The 25,702-nt window shown below is 53.4% G+C and carries 23 protein-coding genes and 2 tRNA genes; 4 read left to right on the forward strand and 21 right to left on the reverse strand.

Annotated features, from left to right (window positions below; genetic code table 11):
* The 10 genes from HX448_RS03890 to HX448_RS03935 all read right to left on the reverse strand — a co-directional run bounded on the left by HX448_RS03890 (position 1) and on the right by HX448_RS03935 (position 12,261).
* Positions 1–1,107, reverse strand: a complete 1,107-nt coding sequence (locus tag HX448_RS03890) for an NADH-quinone oxidoreductase subunit D (protein WP_104201614.1) — start codon at positions 1,105–1,107, stop codon at positions 1–3.
* Positions 1,097–1,546 carry an NADH-quinone oxidoreductase subunit C gene (locus HX448_RS03895; RefSeq protein WP_162486025.1) on the reverse strand — a complete coding sequence of 150 codons (450 nt, stop codon included), beginning with the start codon at positions 1,544–1,546 and terminating at the stop codon, positions 1,097–1,099. Before HX448_RS03895 ends, HX448_RS03890 begins: the two co-directional genes overlap by 11 nt.
* Positions 1,546–2,154, reverse strand: a complete 609-nt coding sequence (locus HX448_RS03900; RefSeq protein WP_104201616.1) for an NADH-quinone oxidoreductase subunit B — start codon at positions 2,152–2,154, stop codon at positions 1,546–1,548. Before HX448_RS03900 ends, HX448_RS03895 begins: the two co-directional genes overlap by 1 nt.
* Positions 2,145–2,516 (reverse strand): NADH-quinone oxidoreductase subunit A, encoded by a 372-nt coding sequence (locus tag HX448_RS03905; protein WP_104201617.1) that lies wholly within the window; start codon positions 2,514–2,516, stop codon positions 2,145–2,147. Before HX448_RS03905 ends, HX448_RS03900 begins: the two co-directional genes overlap by 10 nt.
* 236 nt (positions 2,517–2,752) lie before the next feature.
* Entirely contained in the window at positions 2,753–3,835 is a 1,083-nt protein-coding gene (locus tag HX448_RS03910; RefSeq protein WP_104201618.1) for a type IV pilus twitching motility protein PilT, read from the reverse strand.
* 20 nt (positions 3,836–3,855) lie between these two features.
* On the reverse strand, positions 3,856–4,074 hold the full coding sequence (locus HX448_RS03915) for a MerR family transcriptional regulator (protein ID WP_104201619.1): 219 nt from the start codon (positions 4,072–4,074) through the stop codon (positions 3,856–3,858).
* A gap of 97 nt (positions 4,075–4,171) precedes the next feature.
* Positions 4,172–4,894, reverse strand: coding sequence for a UPF0280 family protein (locus HX448_RS03920; protein WP_104201620.1), 723 nt, complete (start codon positions 4,892–4,894; stop codon positions 4,172–4,174).
* A 39-nt stretch (positions 4,895–4,933) separates the two neighbouring features.
* Positions 4,934–5,344 (reverse strand): NIL domain-containing protein, encoded by a 411-nt coding sequence (locus HX448_RS03925; RefSeq protein WP_104201621.1) that lies wholly within the window; start codon positions 5,342–5,344, stop codon positions 4,934–4,936.
* Positions 5,345–5,346: 2 nt separating this feature from the next.
* A complete protein-coding gene (locus tag HX448_RS03930; RefSeq protein WP_104201622.1) occupies positions 5,347–6,564 on the reverse strand; it encodes a homocysteine biosynthesis protein in 1,218 nt (405 codons plus the stop codon).
* 432 nt (positions 6,565–6,996) lie between these two features.
* Positions 6,997–12,261 carry a beta strand repeat-containing protein gene (locus tag HX448_RS03935; RefSeq protein WP_190259838.1) on the reverse strand — a complete coding sequence of 1,755 codons (5,265 nt, stop codon included), beginning with the start codon at positions 12,259–12,261 and terminating at the stop codon, positions 6,997–6,999.
* Positions 12,262–12,472: 211 nt separating this feature from the next.
* On the opposite strand from HX448_RS03935, the gene HX448_RS03940 reads away from it, so the two are divergent.
* Entirely contained in the window at positions 12,473–12,868 is a 396-nt protein-coding gene (locus HX448_RS03940; RefSeq protein WP_102330522.1) for a hypothetical protein, read from the forward strand.
* A 121-nt stretch (positions 12,869–12,989) separates the two neighbouring features.
* Here HX448_RS03940 and HX448_RS03945 read toward each other — a convergent pair whose 3' ends face one another.
* From HX448_RS03945 to HX448_RS03990, 10 genes are all read right to left on the reverse strand, one after another.
* Positions 12,990–13,190 carry a hypothetical protein gene (locus tag HX448_RS03945; RefSeq protein ID WP_162485882.1) on the reverse strand — a complete coding sequence of 67 codons (201 nt, stop codon included), beginning with the start codon at positions 13,188–13,190 and terminating at the stop codon, positions 12,990–12,992.
* A gap of 55 nt (positions 13,191–13,245) precedes the next feature.
* Entirely contained in the window at positions 13,246–14,670 is a 1,425-nt protein-coding gene (locus HX448_RS03950) for a reductive dehalogenase (protein WP_102330566.1), read from the reverse strand.
* Between the two features lie 396 nt (positions 14,671–15,066).
* Complete coding sequence (gene purN, locus HX448_RS03955; protein WP_102330521.1) at positions 15,067–15,891, reverse strand: phosphoribosylglycinamide formyltransferase; 825 nt, start codon at positions 15,889–15,891, stop codon at positions 15,067–15,069.
* Positions 15,892–16,548, reverse strand: coding sequence for a PHP domain-containing protein (locus HX448_RS03960; protein WP_226846850.1), 657 nt, complete (start codon positions 16,546–16,548; stop codon positions 15,892–15,894).
* Positions 16,549–16,657: 109 nt separating this feature from the next.
* On the reverse strand, positions 16,658–17,725 hold the full coding sequence (locus tag HX448_RS03965) for a M24 family metallopeptidase (protein WP_102330520.1): 1,068 nt from the start codon (positions 17,723–17,725) through the stop codon (positions 16,658–16,660).
* On the reverse strand, positions 17,725–18,696 hold the full coding sequence (locus HX448_RS03970) for a tyrosine recombinase XerC (protein WP_102330519.1): 972 nt from the start codon (positions 18,694–18,696) through the stop codon (positions 17,725–17,727). The genes HX448_RS03965 and HX448_RS03970 overlap by 1 nt, the downstream gene beginning before the upstream one ends.
* A 6-nt stretch (positions 18,697–18,702) precedes the next feature.
* Complete coding sequence (topA, locus tag HX448_RS03975) at positions 18,703–20,949, reverse strand: type I DNA topoisomerase (protein ID WP_102330518.1); 2,247 nt, start codon at positions 20,947–20,949, stop codon at positions 18,703–18,705.
* A gap of 3 nt (positions 20,950–20,952) precedes the next feature.
* The gene (gene dprA / locus HX448_RS03980; RefSeq protein ID WP_102330517.1) at positions 20,953–22,065 is read right to left on the reverse strand and encodes a DNA-processing protein DprA; all 1,113 of its coding nucleotides are present in this window, start codon (positions 22,063–22,065) and stop codon (positions 20,953–20,955) included.
* 87 nt (positions 22,066–22,152) lie between these two features.
* Positions 22,153–22,593 (reverse strand): hypothetical protein, encoded by a 441-nt coding sequence (locus HX448_RS03985; protein ID WP_102330516.1) that lies wholly within the window; start codon positions 22,591–22,593, stop codon positions 22,153–22,155.
* A gap of 25 nt (positions 22,594–22,618) precedes the next feature.
* Positions 22,619–22,708: transfer RNA gene (locus HX448_RS03990), tRNA-Ser, on the reverse strand.
* Between the two features lie 161 nt (positions 22,709–22,869).
* On the opposite strand from HX448_RS03990, the gene HX448_RS03995 reads away from it, so the two are divergent.
* On the forward strand, positions 22,870–23,190 hold the full coding sequence (locus HX448_RS03995; protein WP_190259839.1) for a c-type cytochrome: 321 nt from the start codon (positions 22,870–22,872) through the stop codon (positions 23,188–23,190).
* A gap of 47 nt (positions 23,191–23,237) precedes the next feature.
* On the opposite strand, the gene HX448_RS04000 is transcribed toward HX448_RS03995, so the two are convergent.
* A tRNA-Ser gene (locus HX448_RS04000) sits at positions 23,238–23,327 on the reverse strand.
* A 74-nt stretch (positions 23,328–23,401) separates the two neighbouring features.
* Between HX448_RS04000 and HX448_RS04005 the strand changes: the two genes are divergently transcribed.
* Both HX448_RS04005 and HX448_RS04010 read left to right on the forward strand, forming a co-directional pair.
* Positions 23,402–24,232: a hypothetical protein gene (locus HX448_RS04005; RefSeq protein WP_102330515.1), complete on the forward strand. Its 831-nt coding sequence runs from the start codon at positions 23,402–23,404 to the stop codon at positions 24,230–24,232.
* Between the two features lie 141 nt (positions 24,233–24,373).
* The gene (locus tag HX448_RS04010) at positions 24,374–25,657 is read left to right on the forward strand and encodes a cation:proton antiporter (RefSeq protein ID WP_102330514.1); all 1,284 of its coding nucleotides are present in this window, start codon (positions 24,374–24,376) and stop codon (positions 25,655–25,657) included.
* Positions 25,658–25,702 lie beyond the last annotated feature (45 nt).

Raw genomic sequence — 25,702 nt, forward strand, 5'->3', positions numbered from 1 at the left:
TTAACGGTCCACCTCACCCATAACGATATCGATGCTGCCGAAGATCGCCATCAGATCGGCTACCTTCCAGCCAAGGAGCATTTCTCGGATGACCGTCAGATTGATAAGGCTGGGAGCGCGGACGTGCCAGCGGTAGGGATTCTCCGTGCCGTCTGAGGCGATGAAGAATCCCAATTCGCCTTTCGGACCCTCAACAGCAGCGTATGTTTCCGAACCGGCCGGAGGTCTCACTAGTTTGGACACCTTAGCCAGCGTCTCGCCCTCAGGTAATTGTTCGACAGCCTGTTTCAATATTCGGACGCTTTGACGGATCTCTTCAAGCCGCACAATGTAACGGTCGTAGGTGTCGCCGGCTTCACCGGTCGGGATGTCGAACTCGAACCGCTCATATATGGAGTATGGCTGATCTTTACGAAGGTCCCATTTAACGCCGCTGCCCCGAAGCACAGGACCGGCAGCTGAGGCATTGATAGCCAATTCGCGTGGCAGTATACCGACACCCTTTGCCCGTACCAACGCGATCTCATTGGTTGATATGAGCCGGTCATATTCATTAACATAGCCCGGCAACTGGTTCAGAAGCTTGTTCAGAGCCGGCAAAAAATCCCTGGGAAGATCCATGGAGACGCCGCCAAAACGCATATAGTTATAGTTGAGCCGCTGGCCACAGACCATATCGAACATCTCGATGATTTTTTCGCGCTCTCGAAACATGTATAGGAGAGGCGTCATGAACGCGCCGATGTCGTTAAGGAAGAAGCCGATACCCGCGAGATGGCTGGCGATCCGCTGGAGTTCGGCCATGATAACCCGGATATACTCAGCCCGTTCAGGGACCTTAACTCCCATAAGGTTCTCGACAGCCATGCAGTAAGCATGGTTGTTGATCATCGATGAAAGATAATCAAGTCTATCTGTGAGCGGGATGTTTTTGGTGTAGTTTCTTCCTTCGGCGATTTTTTCCATACCCCGGTGGAGGTAACCAAAGATGGGCTCAACGTCGACGATCACCTCACCATCGAGAGTCAAGCGGAAACGGAACACTCCATGGGTGCTGGGGTGTTGCGGACCTATATTGATGGCGTATTGTTCGGTGTTAAGCGTCACGGTTTACCCAGTCCTTTCGCAAGGGATAACCGGGGAATCCCTCCCAAAGGAAAATCCGCTTAAGATTGGGATGACCGGTGAATTCGATTCCCAAAAGATCGAAGATTTCACGTTCTTGAAGATCAGCGCCCCGCCAAACAGGAGTGACGGATGGGAGGTTTGGCTTAGTCCGGTCGTCGAGGTCTACCTTGAAGGTGAGCCGATGCCCCTTGGTGATTGAGGTAAGGTGATAGACCATAGAGAAATGTGTTTTGTGATCAATGCCGGTAATGGAGTTCAGGTAATCCAGCGCAAGTTCGGGATCGTCGCGAAGGAACAGCACGACATCGGCCAACTGTTCGGAACGAATCATAAGCCGTTTGTCATCCGCGGCGACCGAATTTTCGCCAAAACGGTCTGCAATGCGCCGGGCGACGGAGATAAAATCCAAGTCCTTCATTATTCGCTGGTTTTCCTGGTGGGGTGCATCTTTTCGATCTTGGCGTGAATGTCCGTAATGGCTTCGATGAGAGCCTCCGGGCGTGGAGGGCATCCGGGGACGTAAACATCGATGGGCACTACTTTGTTAAAACCGGGCACCACCGAATATGATCCCTTGAACATACCGCCTGAGGTCCCGCAGGCGCCCATCGCCAGCACCCATTTTGGCTCAGGCATCTGGTCATAAATGCGCCGGAGCCAAGGAGCCATTTTCCAAGTCAATGTTCCGGCGACGATCATGAGATCAGCTTGTCTCGGGGAGGCGCGGAAAATCTCCATCCCGAACCGGGCGAGGTCGAACCTGGAGGCAGCAGTACACATCATTTCAATGGCGCAGCAAGCTAATCCAAAAGTTACCGGCCAGACTGAAGAACGTCGCGACCAATTGATGACTTTATCAACGCTTGTGAGGAGGACATTTTGAGCTAGGGGCGGTGCATTTATCCAATCGATCGGATCCGGTATTGGTATCTGGTGGCCGGCGTAAAAAGCTTCGATTTCGCCGCCTTCTCGGACGTCCATATCTATTTCTGAATATATTCCGCGATGAATGGGATCTATTGCCATTCCAATGCCTTCTTTTTCCAGGCATATATATATCCAACCGTTACGATAAATAAAAAGAAAGCGATAACAAAAAAGGCCGGTGCGCCTAGATCGCCGAGATTAGCCGCCCAGGGGTACAGAAAGACAGCCAATACATCTACGACTATTAGCATCAGGGCGAAGATATAATAGCGGAAATTGAACTGGACCCAACTGCGGCCGGTGGTCTCCATTCCGCATTCATAGGTGTCTTGTTTAACTTTGGAGGGTTTCTTAGGAACTACACCAAGATGTGTCAACAGAATGGGGATGCCCAAGGTTACCAATATAAAAACAGCCCCGATAATAATGAAGAGCCCGACGTAGCTGAATTGAGTGAGCACAGGCTTTCGACCTCCGGAATACTGGTACTAATACTAAAGTATTAAGACAGTATATAGCATCCGGGCGGTATTAGGCAAGATTGTTTCGCGAAGGTCGAACTAGCGGCTCAGCCGCTCCGGAACTATGTCCTGTACTCCATTAGAATACCTGTTATAACACCTTGAAGCAACAGAACGAAGGCAAGAAAACGGTTCTAAGCCGATCGTGGGACAGCTAACAATGTTAGCGCTAGGTACTACCTGATTCCCGCGGTTGCTTGATATTGAAGCAACTTTTGGAGTTTATCCGGATGGCTGCTCTTGAGCAGAGCCTCTTCTTTGGATATCAGGTTTTTGCGCAGAAGATCGGTTAATGACTGATCAAGGGTCTGCATGCCGTCCTTACCCGATAATTGGATGACATTCGTGATTTCGTGGGTTTTTTGCTCACGGATAAGGTTGCGGACAGCGGGGGTTGCCGTCATTACCTCAAAAGCCGGGACGCGCCCTTTAGCGTTCAGGCGCGGAACAAGAGTCTGGACAAGCACGGCTTCGATAACCTGGCTGAATTGCAGCCGAATCTGTTGTTGCTGACTGGGCGGGAAGATATCGATGACACGGTCGACAGTCTGAGCCGCATCGGTGGTATGCAGCGTACCGACTACCAGGTGGCCGGTTTCTGCCGCAGCGATAGCCGTTGATATTGTCTCCAGGTCGCGCATTTCTCCGACGATGATAACGTCCGGATCATGCCGAAGGGCGTGTTTCAGAGCGACAGCAAACGCTTTGGTATCGTCGCCCAGGTCTCGTTGAGCGATCAAGCATCTTTTATTGGAATGAAGGTACTCAATAGGATCTTCGATTGTTATCACGTTTCTTGAAGCATTCTGGTTTAGGTAATCCACCATCGCCGCCATTGTCGTCGATTTACCGGAGCCGGTTGGGCCACAGACCAGTATCATGCCCCGGGGTTTCATAATTAGTTCTTTGCAGATCATGGGAACGCCGAGTTTTTCCATTGATAATATTTGAAAAGGAACCTGCCGGAATGCCATCGAGAGCGTACCCCTCTGGCGCATCACGCTGACGCGAAAACGCGCTAAACCGACGACGCTGTATGCGAAATCGAGTTCTTTCTCACGAAGAAATGTCTCTTTTTGTTCCGGTTTGGTGATCTCGTCAAGGACTGCTTCAAGATCAGACGTTTTAAGAGGCGGAAATTCATCGCGAACAATGAGTTCACCATCGATACGCAAAACAGGTGGGCTGGGCACCCGCAAATGCAGGTCTGAGCCTCCGAGGTCAACGAGTAATTTAAGCCATTCGTCGATTTGAGACATCTCGGTTCTCCCCAAATTCCTTACTCGCTGGCTGAGACGCCATCAACCCGGTTGGCTTCGGCTTTCAGAAGTTCGGCTTCAGCTTCGGTAAAGAGGCGCCAACCGCGCCGGTCACGCGCAACAGCCGCCCCCAGGAGATCATTCTTCAGCCATCGGAATAGTGTGGTTCTGCTGATGCCTGCCAACTCGCAGACTTCAGCTGTTCGGTAGTATTTGGTGCCCTTTAATTGAAGTGACATAATTCAAAACCTGCACGGCTATATTCGGGTATACTTTAGCGCAGGAGACCATCCGCGTAAATGGCTATATAGTCATGTCCGGAGATGACCAATAGTACTAAAGGTGTTTTAACCGTACAGATCCCCAGGCGCCGACGCGCTCCCCAACAATGATTATTGCGCCGCTGACGCCTGCGATTTTGGAAGCTAACTCCAGTCCTCGTTCGATGTCTGCTGAGGTTTGAACAACGTTGCCACAAGCCGTCGCTCCTGCATCGGCAAGTATTGCTGAAGGAGCAACTATGGTTACCGCATCAGCTTTTCCGAACGAAAGCGAATGACCTACGGTTCCCGACGAGGTACAGATGCCGCATGGGGTCTCGTTAGGGAAGATTTCGATCCCGAGCTTCCCTGATAACGGTGAATCGCCGGCATAGATGCCGATTACCCGTTCCCTGGTGGATGTGATGTAAATGTCTCCGCCATTTTCGATAATTATGTCGGGGGAGTATTCCAATAATTCCTCGCCAACGAACTGGGCTACTGCCCCGGCCACCGAAGCCATGGGACCAACACCTACTTTATTGGTCGTCTCTGCCATGTCTCGGACAATCAGAGGGGCATCGGCTTCGATCTCAACCGGCTTCAATGAGGTTAGGAACGTGGGATGACCGGCAATGTAATTTTCGAGAATGGAACGATATTTCAGTACCAGTTTGCGTGCTTTACGTTCAAGGTCAACTCTAGCGCTGACGAACAGGTTTGTTTCGTTGACACTTACGGTGAAGGAAACCAGGTCGGCGCTTTCATGCCATTTGCGGTAGGTGCGAGGCTGATACATCAACCGGATTTTTCGCTTTGCTCAGCATTAAAAGATCGATTAAAAATGGAGCTCCATCGAACGTGACGGACAGGAGAGGATGCACATGCCGCAGACGACACATTTTTCCTCGTCGAAGGCAACTTCGCGGGTCAAGGGGTCAACGACAAAGGAATCCGCAGGGCAAACAGTAACGCAGGCGCCGCAGTCGGTACAGCGGGCTTCATTGCGGGTGACCTCACGGCAAAGAGTGTCAATGATGAGACCGGTCTTGGTCAGGTACTCGATGCCTTTGTCGAAATCAGAGCGGCTACCACGGAGTTCGAGAACCATATGGCCTCCATCGCTGCTGATGGTGGCTTTAAGGATGTTAAGTTCCAAATTGTAATCCTTGATCAGGTGATAGACCACCGGCCTATCCGCCAGGTGACGGGGGAACCTCAGAGATATCTTTTTACAAGTAACAGCCATATTTATATCTCACCCCCATTAATCGGCCGCTCAGTCAACGGCTTGAATTTGACCCCGCTTTCGGCTCCCGGGAGTTTAGCCACGGGAGAAGTCAATTCGAACTTACCTGAGGTGATCCACTGTTTTAAAGCCGTCGCGATCTCCCGGGCCCGTGGGTAGCTCGAAAGGGAGGCAGTTGGCACTTTTCGGCCTTTAATCTTGACGTGCCCGGAGCGCAATTCGCCATATGAGACTTCAGCGACGATGTCCGGTTTGAGTTCGGGATAGGCGCTCGAATAGTCGACAACTGCGGCAAATATCTCGTCGTCGGTAACGGTCGTGTACCTTAGAATATCCTCGTCAAGAATTGGAATTGGGACTCCGAGACCAACGGAAATAGTCACTCCGTAACCCAGCATACTGGTGCCGACAAGGTAACGGGGATTCATCTGCTTGAGGTCGCCGATGACCGCCAGGGTTCCGGAGCCTCTTTTAGGAACGCCGCCCTCGGTGCGAGGCACGCCCGGGTTGAACTGGGTGCCCTGCCAGGCGATAAAACCCTCGCCGCCGCCGAGAAAGATCTTCGTTCCTATCCCGATCGTCTTGTAATACGGGTCGTTCAAAAGCGGCGAAAGCTGACCCGCGCTGCAGTAGGTGATATTCCCCATATTGGGTTTCAATGTGCCCATGTAAGTGTAGATAGCTTCATCGGACAGGTTGACCGCCACATTATAATTCTGATACGAGTTGCGCATGTTGAAGAGGACAGCCTCGTTCAAATCCTTGATGTTGATCCATGTCTCGAGTTTCTTGCGCGGATAGCAGTCGGTGCCATACGCCGAGGCGACCAGTTTGATGTCCTTGCCCGCCACCAGTTCCTCGATGACGTGGCCACCGCCGTAGTTGAACTCGCCGGGATGAAAACGGTTGCGTGGATCGTCATCGGGCAGGGCATTGGCGCCGATCATGACATCGACTGCGGCGAAACCGGCATAGGCCGGGACATCGTTCAAAGAGACTTTGCCGCCGCCCAGCTTGATGCGCGGCTTTGAATGACCGATGTTGAAGTAGGCGCTGGAGGAACACATGGGCCCGAAAGTGCCGGTGGTTACGACGTCGACCATGGCGGCAGCTTTGGCAAGTCCTTTTTCCTTGACGACGCCGATGATCTCTTCGGCGGTAAAGACGACGGCTTGCCCCTTGCGGATCTTTTCGTTGATTTCCTCTATGGTCTTAGCCATGAGCACCTCTGCATGAGCCGGTAGTGGACATAAATATTAACATAAGCCTTTGTTGTGCGTCACATGTTGCGTTAAAAACGACTGAAACGACTCCCTGAAGCGGAGAATTGCTTTTCGTTTTCGGGCGAATTCTTCTTTTTTCGAAAACGAATCACCTGTTTGTACGTTAGAGCCCATCGTGGATTCGTTTGTGAAATCGAAAATTTCAGGCGGCGAAACCAATCGGATATTGGAGCCAATCGAACGGGCGAGAGACTTACCGCAACATCAGGCGCAAAATTATCCATGGGCGGTTATTATAGCACACCCGTACTGCTAGGTTGTCAAGCGTCTCGTGTCGTTTTTGGTCGGTTTTTGAAAATATTCTTTTTATAGATTCGATTTCCCGAGAATCCGGCAAAACCTATCGCCGATGCTTGAGCATAAACGTAATTATTTCCTATTTGTGTACTTCAACTCGGCTTCCGGTTTCCTTGACCTCCAAAAGAGAATTACCCCGAGCGTGGTGGATGCTAACAGGAACAGAAGAGGAATTATCCATTTTGCGCTCGTCGGATTAGATCCCGGAAGAGTCTCAGTGGGTTCGGATTGAGTCGGGACAGGGATAGTGGGAGGATTGGTAGTCGGGGGATTGGTAGTAGGCGGACTGGTAGTCGGTGGATTGGTCGTCGGTGGAATGGTGGTCGGGGGTGGAGTTGTTGCCGGAGCCTGTTGGACGATCAATGCGAAGCTGGTGAAATGGGTGATCTGAGCGGAGACGGTATTGGCCGTGGCATCGACAGTACCGACTAGCTTGACCCACTGCGTTCCATTCCACCAGGCAATGTAGAGGTCGGTTTCGCGCGCGCCTGCGGGGATATCACTGTCGGAATAGTTGAAAGATAGAGTGACCACCGGGTTGAAGGTGACGCCGTTTGGTCCGAGTTCGAAAGCCATGACAAGGCTGTTTTGAGGTGGGGCAGATGGGGGATTAGTTAACGGCGCAGCTGAAAGGAAAGATTGGGCGGCGCCAGCTGCGTTCCAGATGTAGACACCAACTGGCACAATAATGGTCAGTTTGCCATCAGAAGTCTTGAGCTCACCAGCAACGATTGATCTGCCATTTGGATCCATAAACGGTGAAGTTCCTGATAGATTGATACCGATAAGTTGACTGCCAAAGCCGCCGCCTCCTCCGCCGCCGCCACCGCCACTCACGGTCCACTGGGCGACGCAGGTGGTATTTGAGGCGGGCATGGTGGCAGGCACGAGTGGAATCCAGCCATTAAAGGTATAGCCAGATTTAGTCGGATTAGCTGGAGCGACTACCGCCGTTCCATAATCCTGAGTGATGGGAGAAACGGTGCTGCCGCCGTCGGAATTGAAGGTAATGGTGTACTGATTGATAGTCCACTTGGCGTAGAGGGTGGTATTGCCGGTGATGGTATCGGAGGTGAAATTCCAGGCAGTGGTGCAGGCGGCTTCCTTGAACCAGCCGCCGAAGGTATAGCCGGTCCAGGTGGGATCGGTGGGTTGGGTCACGGTGGCGCCGAAAGCAACGGAAGCATTGGCGACGGTGCTGCCGCCCTGGGAATTGAAGGAGACGGTGTAATTGATGGCAGTCCACTGAGCGACGCAGGTGATATTTGAGGCGGGCATTGTGGCCGGGACGGTGGGACTCCATCCATCGAAGGTGTACCCTGTCCTGGTGGGATTAGCCGGAGGAATGATGGCGGTGCCGAATTCCTGGGTGATGGGTACAACAGGGCTACCTCCGGCGGAGTCGAAGTTGATAGTGTAGGAATTGAAAGTGAAAGTAGCGGTGACGGACTTATTGCCGTCCATGGTGATGGTATTAGTGGTGGTGTCGCCGGAGAAGGCGCCGAAGCTCCAGCCGGCGGTCGGGGTGGGGGTGAGGGTGACGACGGTGCCGTAGGAGTAGGTCGGCTGATCGGGGGACTTAGCGATGGAACCGGAGCCGACGATATTCAGGGTAAGGGTATAGGCGTCCTGGGAGTACTGGGCGGTGATGGTGAGGTCCGAAGTAACATTATTGAAGGCAGTATCCCAGCCGGTGAAATTCCAGCCTGCCTCGGTGGTGAAAGTGGGGGCAACCGCCGCAGCGCCATGGGCGACGGTCTGGATCAGGGTACCGCCACCGGTGTGGGTGCCGTGAGCGCCGAGGTCGAAGGTGACTTGATAGGTGACCTGGGTCCACTGGGCGGTAAGGGAAGCGCCGCCGAGGGGCATGGTGGCAGGGAAGGCAGGGATCCAGCCGGTGAAAGTCCAGCCAGTTTTAGTGGGTGGGGTGGGTGGGGACAGGGCTGAGCCGTAAGCGGCGGTGATGGGATCGACGGTGGAGCCGCCATCGGAATTGAAGGTGATGGTGTAGGAATTGACGGTAAAGGTGGCGGTGACGGACTTATTGCCGTCCATGGTGATGGTATTAGTGGTGGTGTCGCCGGAGAAGGCGCCGAAGCTCCAGCCGGCGGTCGGGGTGGGGGTGAGGGTGACGACGGTGCCGTAGGAGTAGGTCGGCTGATCGGGGGACTTAGCGATGGAACCGGAGCCGACGATATTCAGGGTAAGGGTATAGGCGTCCTGGGAGTACTGGGCGGTGATGGTGAGGTCCGAAGTAACATTATTGAAGGCAGTATCCCAGCCGGTGAAATTCCAGCCTGCCTCGGTGGTGAAAGTGGGGGCAACCGCCGCAGCGCCATGGGCGACGGTCTGGATCAGGGTACCGCCACCGGTGTGGGTGCCGTGAGCGCCGAGGTCGAAGGTGACTTGATAGGTGACCTGGGTCCACTGGGCGGTAAGGGAAGCGCCGCCGAGGGGCATGGTGGCAGGGAAGGCAGGGATCCAGCCGGTGAAAGTCCAGCCAGTTTTAGTGGGTGGGGTGGGTGGGGACAGGGCTGAGCCGTAAGCGGCGGTGATGGGATCGACGGTGGAGCCGCCATCGGAATTGAAGGTGATGGTGTAGGAATTGACGGTAAAGGTGGCGGTGACGGACTTATTGCCGTCCATGGTGATGGTATTAGTGGTGGTGTCGCCGGAGAAGGCGCCGAAGCTCCAGCCGGCGGTCGGGGTGGGGGTGAGGGTGACGACGGTGCCGTAGGAGTAGGTCGGCTGATCGGGGGACTTAGCGATGGAACCGGAGCCGACGATATTCAGGGTAAGGGTATAGGCGTCCTGGGAGTACTGGGCGGTGATGGTGAGGTCCGAAGTAACATTATTGAAGGCAGTATCCCAGCCGGTGAAATTCCAGCCTGCCTCGGTGGTGAAAGTGGGGGCAACCGCCGCAGCGCCATGGGCGACGGTCTGGATCAGGGTACCGCCACCGGTGTGGGTGCCGTGAGCGCCGAGGTCGAAGGTGACTTGATAGGTGACCTGGGTCCACTGGGCGGTAAGGGAAGCGCCGCCGAGGGGCATGGTGGCAGGGAAGGCAGGGATCCAGCCGGTGAAAGTCCAGCCAGTTTTAGTGGGTGGGGTGGGTGGGGACAGGGCTGAGCCGTAAGCGGCGGTGATGGGATCGACGGTGGAGCCGCCATCGGAATTGAAGGTGATGGTGTAGGAATTGACGGTAAAGGTGGCGGTGACGGACTTATTGCCGTCCATGGTGATGGTATTAGTGGTGGTGTCGCCGGAGAAGGCGCCGAAGCTCCAGCCGGCGGTCGGGGTGGGGGTGAGGGTGACGACGGTGCCGTAGGAGTAGGTCGGCTGATCGGGGGACTTAGCGATGGAACCGGAGCCGACGATATTCAGGGTAAGGGTATAGGCGTCCTGGGAGTACTGGGCGGTGATGGTGAGGTCCGAAGTAACATTATTGAAGGCAGTATCCCAGCCGGTGAAATTCCAGCCTGCCTCGGTGGTGAAAGTGGGGGCAACCGCCGCAGCGCCATGGGCGACGGTCTGGATCAGGGTACCGCCACCGGTGTGGGTGCCGTGAGCGCCGAGGTCGAAGGTGACTTGATAGGTGACCTGGGTCCACTGGGCGGTAAGGGAAGCGCCGCCGAGGGGCATGGTGGCAGGGAAGGCAGGGATCCAGCCGGTGAAAGTCCAGCCAGTTTTAGTGGGTGGGGTGGGTGGGGACAGGGCTGAGCCGTAAGCGGCGGTGATGGGATCGACGGTGGAGCCGCCATCGGAATTGAAGGTGATGGTGTAGGAATTGACGGTAAAGGTGGCGGTGACGGACTTATTGCCGTCCATGGTGATGGTATTAGTGGTGGTGTCGCCGGAGAAGGCGCCGAAGCTCCAGCCGGCGGTCGGGGTGGGGGTGAGGGTGACGACGGTGCCGTAGGAGTAGGTCGGCTGATCGGGGGACTTAGCGATGGAACCGGAGCCGACGATATTCAGGGTAAGGGTATAGGCGTCCTGGGAGTACTGGGCGGTGATGGTGAGGTCCGAAGTAACATTATTGAAGGCAGTATCCCAGCCGGTGAAGGTCCAACCGGGCGCCGGGGTGATGGTCGGGGCGGTGGCGCCGGCGCCGTGACTCACTGTCTGTACCAACGCGCCGCCGCCGGTCCTAGTGCCGTGGTCGCCCTCGACGAAGGTGACGGTGTAGGTATTGATGGCGAAGGTAGCGGTGACGGAGACATCAGCCTGAACATTGGTGTCAGTGCGGGTAGCGGTAAGAACTGAGTCGCTCCAGGAGACGAAGTGGTAGCCGGCCGCCGGGGTGGCGGTCACCGCCGTGCCCGACCCGCCCTGGGCTACCGTCTGTGGGGTGGTGCCGGTGATGGAGCCATTCGGTCCGGCGGTGTAGGTCAGGGTGAAGGTGATCTGGCTGTACTGGGCATTCACGGTGAGGTCGGAGGTGACATTGTTAAAAGGCACATCCCAGCCGGTGAAGGTCCAACCGGGCGCCGGGGTGATGGTCGGGGCGGTGGCGCCGGCGCCGTGACTCACTGTCTGTACCAACGCGCCGCCGCCGGTCCTAGTGCCGTGGTCGCCCTCGACGAAGGTGACGGTGTAGGTATTGATGGCGAAGGTAGCGGTGACGGAGACATCAGCCTGAACATTGGTGTCAGTGCGGGTAGCGGTAAGAACTGAGTCGCTCCAGGAGACGAAGTGGTAGCCGGCCGCCGGGGTGGCGGTCACCGCCGTGCCCGACCCGCCCTGGGCTACCGTCTGTGGGGTGGTGCCGGTGATGGAGCCATTTGGTCCCGCGGTGTAGGTCAGGGTGAAGGTGATCTGGCTGTACTGGGCATTCACGGTGAGGTCGGAGGTGACATTGTTAAAAGGCACATCCCAGCCGGTGAAGGTCCAACCGGGCGCCGGGGTGATGGTCGGGGCGGTGGCGCCGGCGCCGTGACTCACTGTCTGTACCAACGCGCCGCCGCCGGTCCTAGTGCCGTGGTCGCCCTCGACGAAGGTGACGGTGTAGGTATTGATGGCGAAGGTAGCGGTGACGGAGACATCAGCCTGAACATTGGTGTCAGTGCGGGTAGCGGTAAGAACTGAGTCGCTCCAGGAGACGAAGTGGTAGCCGGCCGCCGGGGTGGCGGTCACCGCCGTGCCCGACCCGCCCTGGGCTACTGTCTGTGGGGTGGTGCCGGTGATGGAGCCATTTGGTCCCGCGGTGTAGGTCAGGGTGAATGATGATATTTGAGCTATTTCATGAGTTGCTGTCTGGAACAACGTGCCCGTGAATAAAAAAAGGATGATGAAGAGGGTAAGAATGCGGAAGATTTTGGGGCAACGTTGTGCGAACATAGACGTCTCCTCAAACAGAGTCGGTTCGGGTGTTAATTACTGTCGCAATGATACTCTCCAACCGAAAACGTGACAACAGATAATGCAAGAATCGGTTATGCCAATTGTGAAACTAGCCAGCAGTACAGGACAAAACCGTTATTTTGCCTGATTTCACCAAGCGAGATTGATGGTAGTGTGTTACGGTCAGCGGATTGAAGGAGAAAGTTAGATGAATATGGATGAAAATGGCAACCTTACCGCGAGGCAAAGGGTCGAAGAAAGGCTCCTACGAAATAAAAATACTGCGTTTACCTGGGCGGCGGTTTTGTTCTGGGGAGCTGTGTCGTTGGTTCTGGATACAATTCCCTCAGTCAACGATTCAGCTTTGGACGGCGGGGATATCTTTGCGTTGGGAGCTGGCGCGATACTACTTATTTCCAGCCTGGCGATATTCTTTGGTACCGGGTCCAGGAAGGGAGTGATGTTCCGACTCATCTTAGGATTCATTTTTCTGTGTCTGGGTCTGGGTGAGTTCACTGATCTCAATGAAAATATCGTTGTAGCTGGTATATTAGCGGGTATCGCAATGGCAATAATGCTCAACGTTTTAAAGCTTAGGGCGTAAGCCCCCAGATCGCCGCAGAGCAATAATGATAATAATGATAATAATGAGGGCGGGTCTTAAAACCCGCCCTCATCGTTTTTCTGTTTCAGATACCTAGTTTACTACTGGAGATACGGATTCCCTACGTCGTAGCCCCAGGCAGGCAATTCTTTATTCCACCATTCGGTGGCTGCATCGTTGAATTGCCGTTATCGGGTCCAGCGCCAGACTTAAAGCCTTGTGGACCGTAGCCGAAGGCATCGTCCATGGGGTTGAAGAAACCATTGAACATTCCCGTGGTCGAGGTAACACTGCCTTCTTGCGGCCACCTGCCAAACCACACGATTGGACTACTCCTCGTTTTGTTTTTAAAAGCTACTCTGTACCGCTTGTGAGGTCTAGTAGTAGGTTTTACCAAGGTCATAACCCCAGGCCGGCAACTCCTTGTCCCACCATTCAACGGCTTTGTTGTTGAAGACACCGGTAGTTGGATCTCTCCCTGGCCCCATGTCTCCGGGACCATATCCGAATGCATCGTCCATTTTCCTGAAGAAACCGTTAAACATAGATGTCGTGCTCATAGTAGCCTTGACGACTTCGTGGACCATTGCGCCAGTGCCTTTATTGAAGACACAAGCACCTTCGCATGTGCTACATTGTCCAACAGTAGTCCTGTAAATATGGCAATTCAGCATGTGGTTCTGGAACTGCTTATGACCCCGATTCGACCATCCCGCTTGCGGCTCCCAGCTTTGTTCACCGTGAGTGATAGCTCCGTTCGGGCAGACATCGGCGCACTTAGCGCAGCTATCGCAGAACCTCAGGATACCAGCATCGATCGGGTTAGTCGACTCCAAAGGAAGATCGGTTGTCAATGAGGTCGGAGTGAATCCAATCCCGGCAGACGGATTAATGCCGTGGTTGCAGGCACGTCCGAGTTCCGTCATACCGACCATAGTATCAATTCCAGGGTGAGGATAGCAGTTTTCATAGCCTCCGAACATGCACTGGTAGCCTATCCCCATCAGAAAACGCTGCGTACAGCTACCCGTCACTTCGATCATAGTATGGCCGAGGCCAGTTGAAGCGTAGCTTATCTGAGAAGGACCTGTCGCTATGTTTGCAGTGGAATTAGGACATCCAAGGCCAATGCCCCACAATGGCACATTGGGAAGGACATCTATGCCAGCATCTGAAAAGCCTTTCGGAACATCTCTGAACTGATATTCCTCGAAAACAAACTTTTTTGTCTTCTCATTAAGTTCCATATAGCCCAACATGCTAGCCCCGTACAACTTAAGAACTGACCGGAGCATACGTGAGTTTTCTTCTGGAGTCCCTTGGTATTTCGGTACTCCATATGACTCGAAGTTGGCAATAGCGCTGGAAATAACCCAGGGATTTGATGCTCCGGGCGGAAGACCATTCTGAGAGGCCAGCACCTTATCTTGCAGCCTGTAGCCAGGTTTATTTGCGGTCATCCAAGCTTTTGCATTCACTTTTCCCGGATTACTCGCTACTTTTGCGAACTCTTCAGCGGTTACGGCGCCGGGATATCCGCCACGCACCCCTGCCGCTCTGGCTCCTTGACTCTCAGGGTAACGATTAAACATGTTCCAGTCAATTTCGGTAGTAGGGTTTTCAATTTCCCTTTCTTTTATCCACCAAGGTTTTCCGGGGTGGCTCAACGAATCAGCCGACATCGCCTCATCGAGATCATGGAATACTGGTGATACTAAAGCTGCCCCGCCGATACCGGCACCCGCCAAACCGATGGCTTTCATGAATTCCCTGCGACTTACTGTACTGTGAAAATTTGACATTTAACTCCTCAATAAATTTTGATTTGTGGTCTTTCCTACCGTCATCCGAACTTTCCCGGATGTCAAGCGATCATGCCAGCCTCCTACATAAATTTAGGAAAACCATTAAGATGATACACCTAAATGTTAAAATGTCAATACGCATTTATGCGTAGAAGCGTTAATATCGTTAAATATTAGTATTACGAAACGTTAGCTCGCATAATTTGACATAATATTTGGCTAACCTAAAAATTATTACGTCAAAGGCGTCTTGGGATAGTAAGGCACTCGGCTTCAACGCCGAAGTTGATTGAATAGAGTTGTACCTTTGGACCTACAATCGGTTCCCGGGAAAAATAAAAACAAAGAATGACTTTAGGAAAATGCTATCGAATCTGATAGCTTTTGCAATTATTACAGAATGACTTGAACCTGAGAATTGATCTCGGCGCTGAGATCAATGCCTTTGATTGGGCGACCTGAACAATTCGTAATGACGCCGTTTTTTATCGCCACCAGGCCGCGGCTGAAGGCCTTAACGGTACTGCCGATAAGCGGCAATTCCCGCGCTGCCCCGTGTCGCCTGATTTCCTTAAACAACGGATTAGCTTCACCTTCGCTATTTTTAATTTCGGCAGCGGATTTATTCCCAAGCTGCGACCAATAATTATCGAAAGCCGGACCGGCTATGGGATACCGGCAATAGGTGACCACAGGCCCTTTATCCAGTTCAGGCGTCACCAAATGCATCGTCACACCGGAGGCTTCGGCACGCTCATCGATCAATTTCCAGATGACCTCTTGCCAGGTGCCAGCGGGGCCGTCGGGAGCGGCGGGGTGGAGATTGACGATATCGAACTCAGCGCAGAGTTCCGGGCCGATGACCAGCATGTAACCGGCCATGATGCAAAGCTCCGGGTGGGGGAAGACAGCAAGGTGCTTGATGATTTCCCGATCATAGTCCAAACGCCACTCGGGGAGATCTTCTACATTGGTTCCGCGTGGAGCGCCCCTCATTTCGCGGAATTTCTTATAGGAAAAACAGACTAACGGTATGCCGTAAGATTTTGCCAGTTCGATAAATTTATCAGTTTCGGGTGATTCACCGGGCTCGCGGGACATAAAAATGAATTCTATCCTGGCATCGATCTCCCTGCTGAGAATACGTTCCTGGACTGCGGTAAGCAGATTACGGGATCCCTGACCTTTCGCGGTGGTAAACCAACCGATCGGATACATCTAGGGTTTCTTCAACTTTTTCTTCAGGCGTTGAGCTGTCGAGTGAAAATGCACCAAAGGTGAATTCCGGCGGCCACAGATTTCTGCTGTCGAAAGGGATTCCAGAAATTCCTCTTTGGTTCGAAACGAAGCCATCTCCAGATACGCGTTACCCAGTTCCTCCGGACCGTGGGCATCAGAACCTGCAGAGCGTAACAGGCCATACCTTTTGGCGAATTTATCGGCGCGGCGGACGGCGGACTCTAAAAGGATGCGCGCGTTCAGCACCTCCAAGATGTCGATCTGCCCTTTCTCGGCCAAAGCTTCAACGACTTTGCTATCGAGGGCAGAGCTGCGGAGGGGGTCGAATGGGTGGGGGATGCAAACCAAACCGCCCTGTTCCTTGATGGCGGCGACGGTGTCTTCGACCGAAGTACCGCTGGGAATAGTCTCTTTGAGAAACATACCCATGATCTCGCCGTGGGGGGTCAGCACTTCCTCGGCCACGATAACGGGGAATGGAGCTATCTTCTGGAATTCAAGGGCGCCCTCGGCGGTGCCATGATCGCAGATGGCGATGGCGCCGAGGCCTACGTCTTCGCATCGGGCAAGGAGTTGCTCGAACGTCGTCGAAGCATCCATCGAGTGGAACGTGTGGACGTGTAGGTCAACTTTCAACGTAAAATCCTAAATCCTAATTTCAAAATTCTAAACAAATTCAAAGCTATAAATTCGAAAACGCCCTCTCCTTAATGCCTCTCCCACCCTGGGGAGAGGAAATGGACAGTTATTTTGGTGAAGAAGTCAATACTCTTACTTTACCATTTTCCAATACCGCGTCGTCTTCGATGCGAATACCTCCCCAACCGGAGATGTAAACGCCGGGTTCTATGGTGAAAACCATGCCCTCCCTAAGAATATCGGTGGAATTCTGGCCGAGGCGGGGGTTTTCATGAACAACCATTCCCAAGCCGTGGCCCAGGCTGTGGCCAAAGGCTTCTGCGTAACCGGCTTCAGCGATGTAATCCCGGGCGAGCTTGTCGGCTTCGGCGCCAGTCATGCCCGGGCGGATACCTTCGATCGCCACTTTTTGAGCCTGAAGGACAATTCGATAGATTTCTGCAAACTTGGAGTTTACGTCAGTGAGCCAGAAAGTTCTGGTGAGATCGGCGCAATACCCATGAAGCTTGACGCCCATGTCGATGACGAGGGGCCCTTTCACCTCGAGCAAACGGTCGGATGGTTTGGAGTGAGCCATGGCCGATGCAGGGCCGGCGGCAACGATGGTGGGAAAAGAGAGCTCGCCACCGGATTCACGAATATATTTTTCCAGCTCCCAGGCAAGCTTAATTTCGCTGACTCCGGGCCGCAGATATTTGTCCGTGATATAGATCAAAGCCTCATCGGTGATCCGGGCGGCGGTTTCCAGGGCTCTGATCTCATCGGCGTCTTTAATGACACGCAGGTTCTCGACAGCATCGCTGACGGGCACGAGTTCTGTTTTGATACCGGAAGTCTCGAGGGCGGCTTTAAATTTGTCGAAATCGGCGAGAGTCGCATAGCCGGCTTCGATTCCCAGACGAGTTACTTTCGAATCGGATACCAGTCCGGGAAACCATGTTTTAATCGGCCCCTCGATACGTTGTACACGGCAACTGGAGACTTCACCCTGTGCTTGTTCAACGTATCGGAAATCAGTGGCCAGGACGGCATCGGCGGCGGTCACAAGAACGTAACCGGTGCTGCCGTCGAATCCGGTGAGGTATTTACGGTTTTCGGGTTGGTAAATGAGGATTCCATCGATCGCCAGAGAATCAAGTTTAGTGCGCAAGTTACTGATGCGAGTTTCTGACATCAAAATTCCTTTTCATCTTCATGAGCCATAGGGTGGGAGGATAAGTACACCTTTCGGGCTTGATTTCGACTGACATGGGTGTAGATTTGAGTGGTCGACAACGAGGCATGGCCCAGGAGTTCCTGCACCACCCGAAGATCGGCGCCGCCATCCAAAAGGTGGGTGGCGAAGCTATGCCGGAGCAGGTGGGGATGGACTTCCTGGCGGAGACCGGCGGCCCGGGCATAATGCAGGACCTGCTCCTGAATCCAGCGGGCGGTCATACGGCTGCCCTGATAGTTCAAAAACATGGCATCATTTTTTCTTTTACCGAGCAGTCTCGGCCGCCCGTGCTTGAGATAGACTTTGATGGCGGCGGCGGCGGGCTGGCCGATCAGAACCAAGCGTTCTTTGGAGCCCTTGCCGACAACTCGAAGCTCCCGACTGTACAGGTCTATCTGGTTGACCTGGAGGCTTACGAGTTCCGAAATCCGAAGACCGGCGGCATAGAAAAGTTCCATGATAGCCCGGTCGCGAAGACCCTGGGGGGTGGTGGAATCCGGAGCCTCTAGGAGCTTTGTCATTTCGTCGGTGGTAAGGAATCCAGGTAATCGTTTATCCAATTTCAGGGAAAAAGCCGACAACCGGCTTCCCCGGTGGCGGTTCACCGGAAGGGGACTTTCGGCAATAAATTCTTCCCGTAAAAGGTAACGATATAACGACCGCAAGGCGGACAACTTCCGGGCGATAGACGATTTAACCACACCCTGGTCGAGGACCCATGCCATGTACCCGCGGACGACGTGTTTATCGACATTGTCCGGGAAGGTGAGTTTTCTCATATCGAGATATTGGAAAAAACCCTTGGGTTCTCCTTCAACCAGATTGCCTTTCAGATCCGCCACGTAATTCCGCACGGTTCGAGGCGACAGGTTTTGTTCAGCCTGCAGGTAATTCATAAAACCATCGAACCAATCTTGCGGTAAGGTCATTCCAGGCTATTTTTCCTTGGCAGTTGGCTTGCTGCGAGTCGGCTTAGCCCGTTTGGCCGAAGTTTTGATTTTTGCCTTTGCAGTAGTCGATTTGGAACTAGAAGCTGCTGATGAGGTTGTCGATCTCCTGAAAAATCTCTTGCCCTTGTAATCGGCGCATTCAGGGTTCTGGCAGCTTTTTTGACCGGGTTTCAGTTCTCCCATGATGCCCCCGCATTTAGGGCATGGTTCCGGAAGCGGTTTGGCGTTCATGGCAAAGGAGTGCTTGGGAAAGGCGCTGCAGCCGTAGAACAGCTTGCCTTTCTTGGTGTACCGCCCGATGATCTCGCCCTTCTCCGGGCAATTGGGGCACATAACCCCGGTGCGGATCCGGAACGACTGGCGGAACCCACAGGCAGGACATTCCATGTACTTGCCGAACCGGCCGACTTTGATCAGTAATTTTTCTTTGGAACATTGCGGGCAGCACTCATCGGAAATTTCGATTGGCATGGGAACCCGCTCGAGTTGTTCTTCAGCGGTGGCCAGGTCTTTCTCAAATGGAGCGTAGAAATCGCGCACCACTTTAACCCAGTCAAGACCCTCGTCGGCGACTTTATCCAGCTTGTCTTCCATCTGGGCGGTGAACCCGGTATCGATGACCTCGGGGAACTGCTGTACCAAAAGGTCGCTGACCGCCACGCCAAGCTCGGTGGGCTTGAAAGCTCCCTTATCCTTGGTGACGTATTCTCTTTCCTGGACGACGCCCAGGATCGGGGCATAAGTTGAAGGACGGCCGATTCCGAATTGCTCCAATGTTTTCACCAGCGTCGCTTCGGTGAAGCGGGGCGGCGGTTGGGTGAAGTGCTGTTCCGGCTTGATGCCGGCCTTCGGATCGAGCAGCTTCAACATCTCGTTTTCCGAGAGAGATGGCAGGGGAGGAGTTTTGGCTTCTTCTTCCTCGTCACGGCCTTCAGTGTATAGCGCCATGAAACCGGGAAAGGTGTTTTTCGAATTTTGTGCCCGCAGGGTATAGCGAGTCTTAGAGGGTGTCTTCCTCGCATCGATGTCGATGGTGACGTTCTCGAACACAGCCGCGGCCATCTGGGAGGCGACCATGCGCTGCCAGATGAGCTGGTAAAGTTTGAACTGGTTTGGCTCCAAGAATTCCCTTATGGCAGCCGGCTCGCGCCGGGTGCTGGTCGGGCGGATGGCTTCGTGAGCTTCCTGGGCGCCTTTGACCTGCCGCGCAAATAGACGGGGAGACTTGGGTAGGAAGTTAGAACCGAATTTTTCGGCGATGAAGTCTCGCGTTTCGGCAATGGCGGAAGATGCCACATGAGTTGAGTCGGTACGCATGTAGGTAATCAAACCGACACTGCCTTCGGCGCCGACCGAAAGACCTTCGTACAGTTGCTGGGCAACGGCCATCGTTTGCTTGGCTGAAAATCGCAACTTGCGATAGGCTTCCTGCTGCAGGGTGCTGGTGATAAATGGCGGCGCGGGTTGGCGAGGCGAGTCTTTGGAGGTCACCTTGGCTACCGAATATTCCGCGGGCTTCAGGTCGGCGACGATGTCTCCGGCGGCGGCTTCGTTACCGATGGCAATTTTTTTCTTATCGCCCGATCCGATGAGAAGAGCCTTGAAACTTTTTGGGGTTGAAGGGACCAGCTTTGAAAGCTCGACCTCGATGGTCCAATACTCATCTGCTTTGAAGCCAAGTATTTCACGTTCGCGATCGACAATAATCCTTAGGGCGACGGATTGGACCCGTCCGGCGGAGAGGCCGCGTCGGACCTTCTGCCAGAGAAGGGGTGATAACTTGTAGCCCACCAAACGATCAAGGATCCGACGCGCCTGCTGAGCGTTAACCAGATTCATGTTGACATCGCGCGGTGATTTGAAGGCTGCGGCTATGGCTTCCTTTGTAATCTCGTGGAAAGTGACGCGGCGGCATGGCACGGATGGGGTGCAGGTAGCTTCTTTCAAGTGCCAGGCAATAGCCTCGCCTTCACGGTCGGGGTCTGTCGCCAAGTACACAGTGCCAGCTTTTTTGGCGGCTTCCTTGAGTTCTTTGAGCACGGTAAGCTTGTCTCGCATATTGAGATATTGCGGAGCGAAGTCATGGTCGACATCAACACCGAGCTTGCTTTTCGGCAGGTCGCGGACGTGACCCATCGAAGCTTTGAGTGTATACCCGGAGCCCAAGAATTTTGCGAGGGTCCTGGCTTTTGCCGGGGACTCTACAATCACCAGTTTCTTATCGGTTGCCATATTTTAACTAAGTGTCTCCTTAATCTGACGGGCGAGGGCGTAATTCATACCGCCCAATTGTTTAACCATTCCCTTTAATTCCATCATGGCCAAGGTGCTGCTGACTAATGGCGTGGGCAGACCGGAGGCCCTACACACCTCGTCTATGTGCACCGGTTCGACACCCAAGTACTTCAAGAGTTGCTTCTCAGTGTCATTTTCCGGCAAGACTTCTTTGAATTCAAGCTGACCGGCGACGGCTCTGACGTTTAGTTCTTCCATTATATCGGCGGCGTTGCGGACCAGTTTGGCGCCCTGCTGGATGAGGCGGTTGGTGCCAGTGCTTTGGGGTGACAGGATGCTGCCTGGTACCGCAAACACCTCGCGATCCTGTTCCAGTGCATAATCCGCCGTGATAAGGGCGCCTGAACCATTGCCAGCCTCAGTGACGAGGGTGCCGAGGGTCAATCCGGAAAGGATACGGTTCCGCCGGGGAAAATTTTCAGGACGAGGTCCGGCGTCGATGGCGCACTCTGAAATCAGAGCCCCATTTTCCAAAATTTGTTTGGCCAGCGCAGCATTCTCAGCCGGATAGATGACATTGACGCCGCAACCCATTACAGCGATGGTGCGCCCCCCGTTTTTGAGAGCGGTCTGATGAGCAATAGTGTCGATACCTCGAGCCAATCCGCTGGCGATGGTTATGCGGTTGCGGCTGAGTTCGGTAACCAATTCTTCAGTGACCTGCCGGCCATAGACGGTAGGTTTACGGGTGCCTACAACGGCAATCGATAGCTCATCTTCGGAGAGGAGGTTACCCTTTACATAAAGTACCGGTGGGTAATCGTAAATCTCTTTGAGCCGGGAAGGGTAGACCTTGTCGGCGAGCGTTAAAACCTTTACCCCGGACTTGGCGGCTTTTTCCAGCTCACGTTCGGGATCGATCCGCGGCCGCCAATAAGAGATAGCTTTGAGGGTGCCGGAATCGATGCCGGACTTTGCCAGTTCTGACGCCTCGGCGCGCCAGGCGGTTGCCAGGTCACCAAAGTGATTTTCCAGTAGCGACAGACGAACCCGGCCGATACCGGGAATGAGGCTGAAGCCTACATGGCAGGCGGTTAAAGATAGTTCGCTCAAAGCGGCGCAATTCTAGCACGAGAAAAGAAAATAGAAAATGGAAAAATGGTAAAAGGGATCGATGTTTGTTAAACCAGTTCGTTGAATTTAAGGCACCAGACCATGGTCTTTAAGCACTTGTTGCTCGTCGCCAGTAATGTAACTGAAAATTTTTGGCGCCCCGGAAGTATCTTCTAAAAGGTAGATAACATCAAAGTCGATAAAAACGGTTTCGCCATTTTGCTTCAGGTATTCGGAGTGCCAGAAGATCCTGACCATATCATGCTGCGGGTCAAGAGGAGTAATCTCGACAGATTTAACTGTCATGGAAGTGGTGCCGATACTACGATAAAATTCCGAGCCTCGCGGGATCATCGCACGGAACTGGTCATCATTTTTGGCGCAAATGACACCCCGAGTGCTGGCCTCAATAAAACACGGAGCGAAAGCGGATGCAGTGGTTTCTACATCCAGGTTGCCGGTTAGACTTTCATTGAATCGCCGGGCGTAGTCCGCAAAGAATTTTTCAATGTCGGCTTTGGTTGCCATTTTATGTTTTGGTGCAGAAAGAAAATGGCGGAGAGGGTGGGATTCGAACCCACGGTCGAGTTGCCCCGACTCACGCTCTCCAGGCGTGCCTGATAGACCACTCCAGCACCTCTCCGCGAGAGCGATACTGCTGCCTGTTGAGCCCGCCAATGATAATAAAAGTAGGGTTAATAGTCAAACGGGTGAAGATTAGGGGCTCATTCTGCCATTAATACGTGGATTTACCGATTCAAAAAATGATGTTTTGCTTATGCCATGAACTTAGAGAGAGAAGAAATGAAGATAAAATTGCTCGTCTGTATTCCGGTTTTGATAACAGGTCTCATTCCGCTTATTAGCGGGTGTACACCTTACACGAACCCGCCGACCACTGTCGAAGCCCAAATTGATCCTGCGGCCGTCTTTACCGCTAATTGCGCCATCTGCCACGGTGCTGCAAGAACGGGTACCTCAGTTGGACCCAATATCACACCGCCGTTTCTAACCACCTACACCGAAGCGACATTGGCGGCATTTATCTCCAGCCATCAGACGGGGCCGACGCTACCAGCAGCTGATTGGCCAGCATTGGCAGCGTACCTGATAAATACGCAATGATATCGGAAATATCAACTCGTCAGCGGGGATTAGTATCAGGTTGTGGGTGGCGGAGAGGGTGGGATTCGAACCCACGCTCCGCAGAAACGGAGATCGCTTTTCGAGAGCGACACCATAAACCGCTCGGACACCTCTCCGCCGGGTATTTTAACGGAATAGGCGCTGAAAGTGAAACTAACTTCGAGACACTTGTTGACGTTATAATCAACGTATGAAGGCATTTGTTGTTTTGTGCGCGGTAATAGGACTGTTGTTTCCGATTACCGCCTGCCAGGAATTCGACCGGTCTCTGGCTCCCATCCAGAGCGTTTCCTTCGATATTTCGGAAGCCGACCCACTGGCCGATGTAACCGTCAACATCGAATACGGTTTGCCGGACGGCTGCTATTCTTTCGACAAAACAAAAACGGTCGAGATTACCGGTGGCTTCGATATCGGCGTCTGGATTAAAAGACCGGTCAATTCCCAGGCCTGCACGGCGGTGTATACCATCGAATCAACGATGGTCGATCTGGGTAAAAGATTTAGTCCCGGAAACACTTACGCCATCAGGATTAATGGTGAAGACCATTCTATAACCATACCCAAGAAGGGTACCAGTCCGGATACGATTATTAAACCCGCGATCATCAGCAAAGTAGAGATACGCATTGCGGAATCATATCCACCGCAAGTATTCATCGATATCCGGGGATTGCTGACCGATTCCTGTACCACGCTAAACGGTGTCGATACGAAGCGTCAGGGGAATGTAATAGACATAACGGTTACAACCCAACGGCCGAAAGATGCGGTGTGCGCCCAGGTGGTTTCATATTTCAGCACGACCGTGCCTCTGGGCTCGGATTTCGCCGCCGACCAAACATATACACTTAGAGTCAACGGGCAGGCTCAACAGTTTAATCTTAGTGGAAATCCTAATCAGACGTTAAGACCGACACAAACGGCGACCCCTCCCATTACAAAACCGCCATCAAGCGCGGTACCGCCAGAAAGTGTTCTACCGCCGACAACCTTTCCATCTCCCGGACGAACTGGATAATCACCGGCACGGGAATTTCAGTCACCATGAGATAGAAAAAATCGGGACTTCAGTCCGTTCGCAGAAAATCGGTTTTCGATCAAAAACGGTGCGGAATTCATTTGGCACCAGCCGACCTAATCTGGTAAAGTTGCCTCCGGCATGGAAACTGAAGCACTCGTCTTTAAACTGATCCTGACTTTCGGATTGGTTTTGCTGGCAGCCCGTATTGGCGGCGAGGTAGCAGAACGCTTTTTCAAACAACCGGCTGTTATCGGCGAATTGGTCGCAGGTATTATGGTTTCGCCGTTTTTACTCGGCGGTTTGTTAAACGATCCAGCCATCCTGAATTTTGCGACCATCAACGGTTATCTTGCGGATGGCGGATTGGAGGTGGAAGGGTTTAATCCCCTCCAAATCGTTTCAGAGATCGCGGTGATCGCACTTCTATTCGTGGCCGGGTTGGAGACTGACGTACGGGCTTTTGTTAAGAACGCCTTTACCGGCGCCCTGGTGGCGGTTGGCGGAGTCACCCTACCGTTCGTTCTCGGTTTCTTTGCCGCCAAGTACTTCTTTCCCGACATCGGCACTATCGGTTGGCTATTTACCGGCGCCGTGCTTACGGCGACCAGTATCGGTATTACCGTGCGTATCCTCATGGATATGGGAAAACTGGGCACCCGCGAGGGGACCATCATCCTAGTGGCCGCGGTTATCGACGATATTTTGGGATTGGTAATTCTTTCCATAGTAGTGTCGATGGCAAAGACCGGGGAATTATCGCTTGGCAGCGCCCTGGTGACTGGTGCAATAGGCTTCGGAGTATGGCTGGCGATCCTGTTTATCGGCTATTTCGGACACCGGTACATATCCAAATTCCTGCTGACACCGTTCAAGGAATCCGGGCTTATGCCAATCACCGCCCTCATCATCGGCATCATTATCGCGTACGCCGTCACCCTGGTTGGGTTGCATCCGGTAGTCGGGGCATACGTTGCCGGTTTGATGTTTGCATCGACGGGGGAGAGGGAACAAATCATCGCCCAAACCAGGCCGATCATGCTTTTCCTAGCGCCGTTCTTCTTTGCCTACCTCGGCATGCAGGTCGATTTGAAAGAAATTGCGGCTGTGATCATTCCGGCGGCCGTGATTATAATTCTCGCGGTAGTAGGCAAGATCGTAGGCTGCTATCTCCCGGCGCGCTATATCGGTAAATGCGACACCAGAGGCGCATTAGTGGTCGGCATGGGTATGGTGCCGAGGGGTGAAGTTGGATTGATCGTAGCAGGCGCAGGACTCCTAGTCGGCGCAATAAGCCGCGACATTTTCGGAGTGGCCGTCGCCGTGAGCCTGGTGACAACCCTCATCGGACCCTCCCTAATCAAGCCGTTTTTCAAAAAGCCAACTACCGCTAAACCGCCAACTATTGTCCCTTCCGGGCGTTGAACAGGTCCCGGTAGCATGTGAACTCCGATTCTCAATTTGTCACGT

This window comes from Dehalogenimonas etheniformans (genome assembly GCF_014672715.2).
In the GTDB taxonomy this organism is placed as follows: Bacteria; Chloroflexota; Dehalococcoidia; order Dehalococcoidales; family Dehalococcoidaceae; genus Dehalogenimonas; species Dehalogenimonas etheniformans.

Excerpts from the sequence above, each read along its gene's own strand:
- HX448_RS03895 (WP_162486025.1), bottom strand. The coding sequence starts at position 1,546 with ATGAAGGACTTGGATTTTATCTCCGTCGCCCGGCGCATTGCAGACCGT.
- HX448_RS03910 (WP_104201618.1), bottom strand. The coding sequence starts at position 3,835 with ATGTCTCAAATCGACGAATGGCTTAAATTACTCGTTGACCTCGGAGGC.
- HX448_RS04010 (WP_102330514.1), top strand. The coding sequence starts at position 24,374 with ATGGAAACTGAAGCACTCGTCTTTAAACTGATCCTGACTTTCGGATTG.
- HX448_RS03935 (WP_190259838.1), bottom strand. The coding sequence starts at position 12,261 with ATGTTCGCACAACGTTGCCCCAAAATCTTCCGCATTCTTACCCTCTTC.
- topA (WP_102330518.1), bottom strand. The coding sequence starts at position 20,949 with ATGGCAACCGATAAGAAACTGGTGATTGTAGAGTCCCCGGCAAAAGCC.
- HX448_RS03985 (WP_102330516.1), bottom strand. The coding sequence starts at position 22,593 with ATGGCAACCAAAGCCGACATTGAAAAATTCTTTGCGGACTACGCCCGG.
- HX448_RS03920 (WP_104201620.1), bottom strand. The coding sequence starts at position 4,894 with ATGTATCAGCCTCGCACCTACCGCAAATGGCATGAAAGCGCCGACCTG.
- purN (WP_102330521.1), bottom strand. The coding sequence starts at position 15,891 with ATGTATCCGATCGGTTGGTTTACCACCGCGAAAGGTCAGGGATCCCGT.
- HX448_RS03940 (WP_102330522.1), top strand. The coding sequence starts at position 12,473 with ATGAATATGGATGAAAATGGCAACCTTACCGCGAGGCAAAGGGTCGAA.
- HX448_RS03970 (WP_102330519.1), bottom strand. The coding sequence starts at position 18,696 with ATGACCTTACCGCAAGATTGGTTCGATGGTTTTATGAATTACCTGCAG.
- HX448_RS03995 (WP_190259839.1), top strand. The coding sequence starts at position 22,870 with ATGAAGATAAAATTGCTCGTCTGTATTCCGGTTTTGATAACAGGTCTC.
- HX448_RS04005 (WP_102330515.1), top strand. The coding sequence starts at position 23,402 with ATGAAGGCATTTGTTGTTTTGTGCGCGGTAATAGGACTGTTGTTTCCG.
- HX448_RS03950 (WP_102330566.1), bottom strand. The coding sequence starts at position 14,670 with ATGTCAAATTTTCACAGTACAGTAAGTCGCAGGGAATTCATGAAAGCC.
- HX448_RS03915 (WP_104201619.1), bottom strand. The coding sequence starts at position 4,074 with ATGTCACTTCAATTAAAGGGCACCAAATACTACCGAACAGCTGAAGTC.
- HX448_RS03925 (WP_104201621.1), bottom strand. The coding sequence starts at position 5,344 with ATGGCTGTTACTTGTAAAAAGATATCTCTGAGGTTCCCCCGTCACCTG.
- HX448_RS03900 (WP_104201616.1), bottom strand. The coding sequence starts at position 2,154 with ATGGCAATAGATCCCATTCATCGCGGAATATATTCAGAAATAGATATG.
- HX448_RS03930 (WP_104201622.1), bottom strand. The coding sequence starts at position 6,564 with ATGGCTAAGACCATAGAGGAAATCAACGAAAAGATCCGCAAGGGGCAA.
- HX448_RS03965 (WP_102330520.1), bottom strand. The coding sequence starts at position 17,725 with ATGTCAGAAACTCGCATCAGTAACTTGCGCACTAAACTTGATTCTCTG.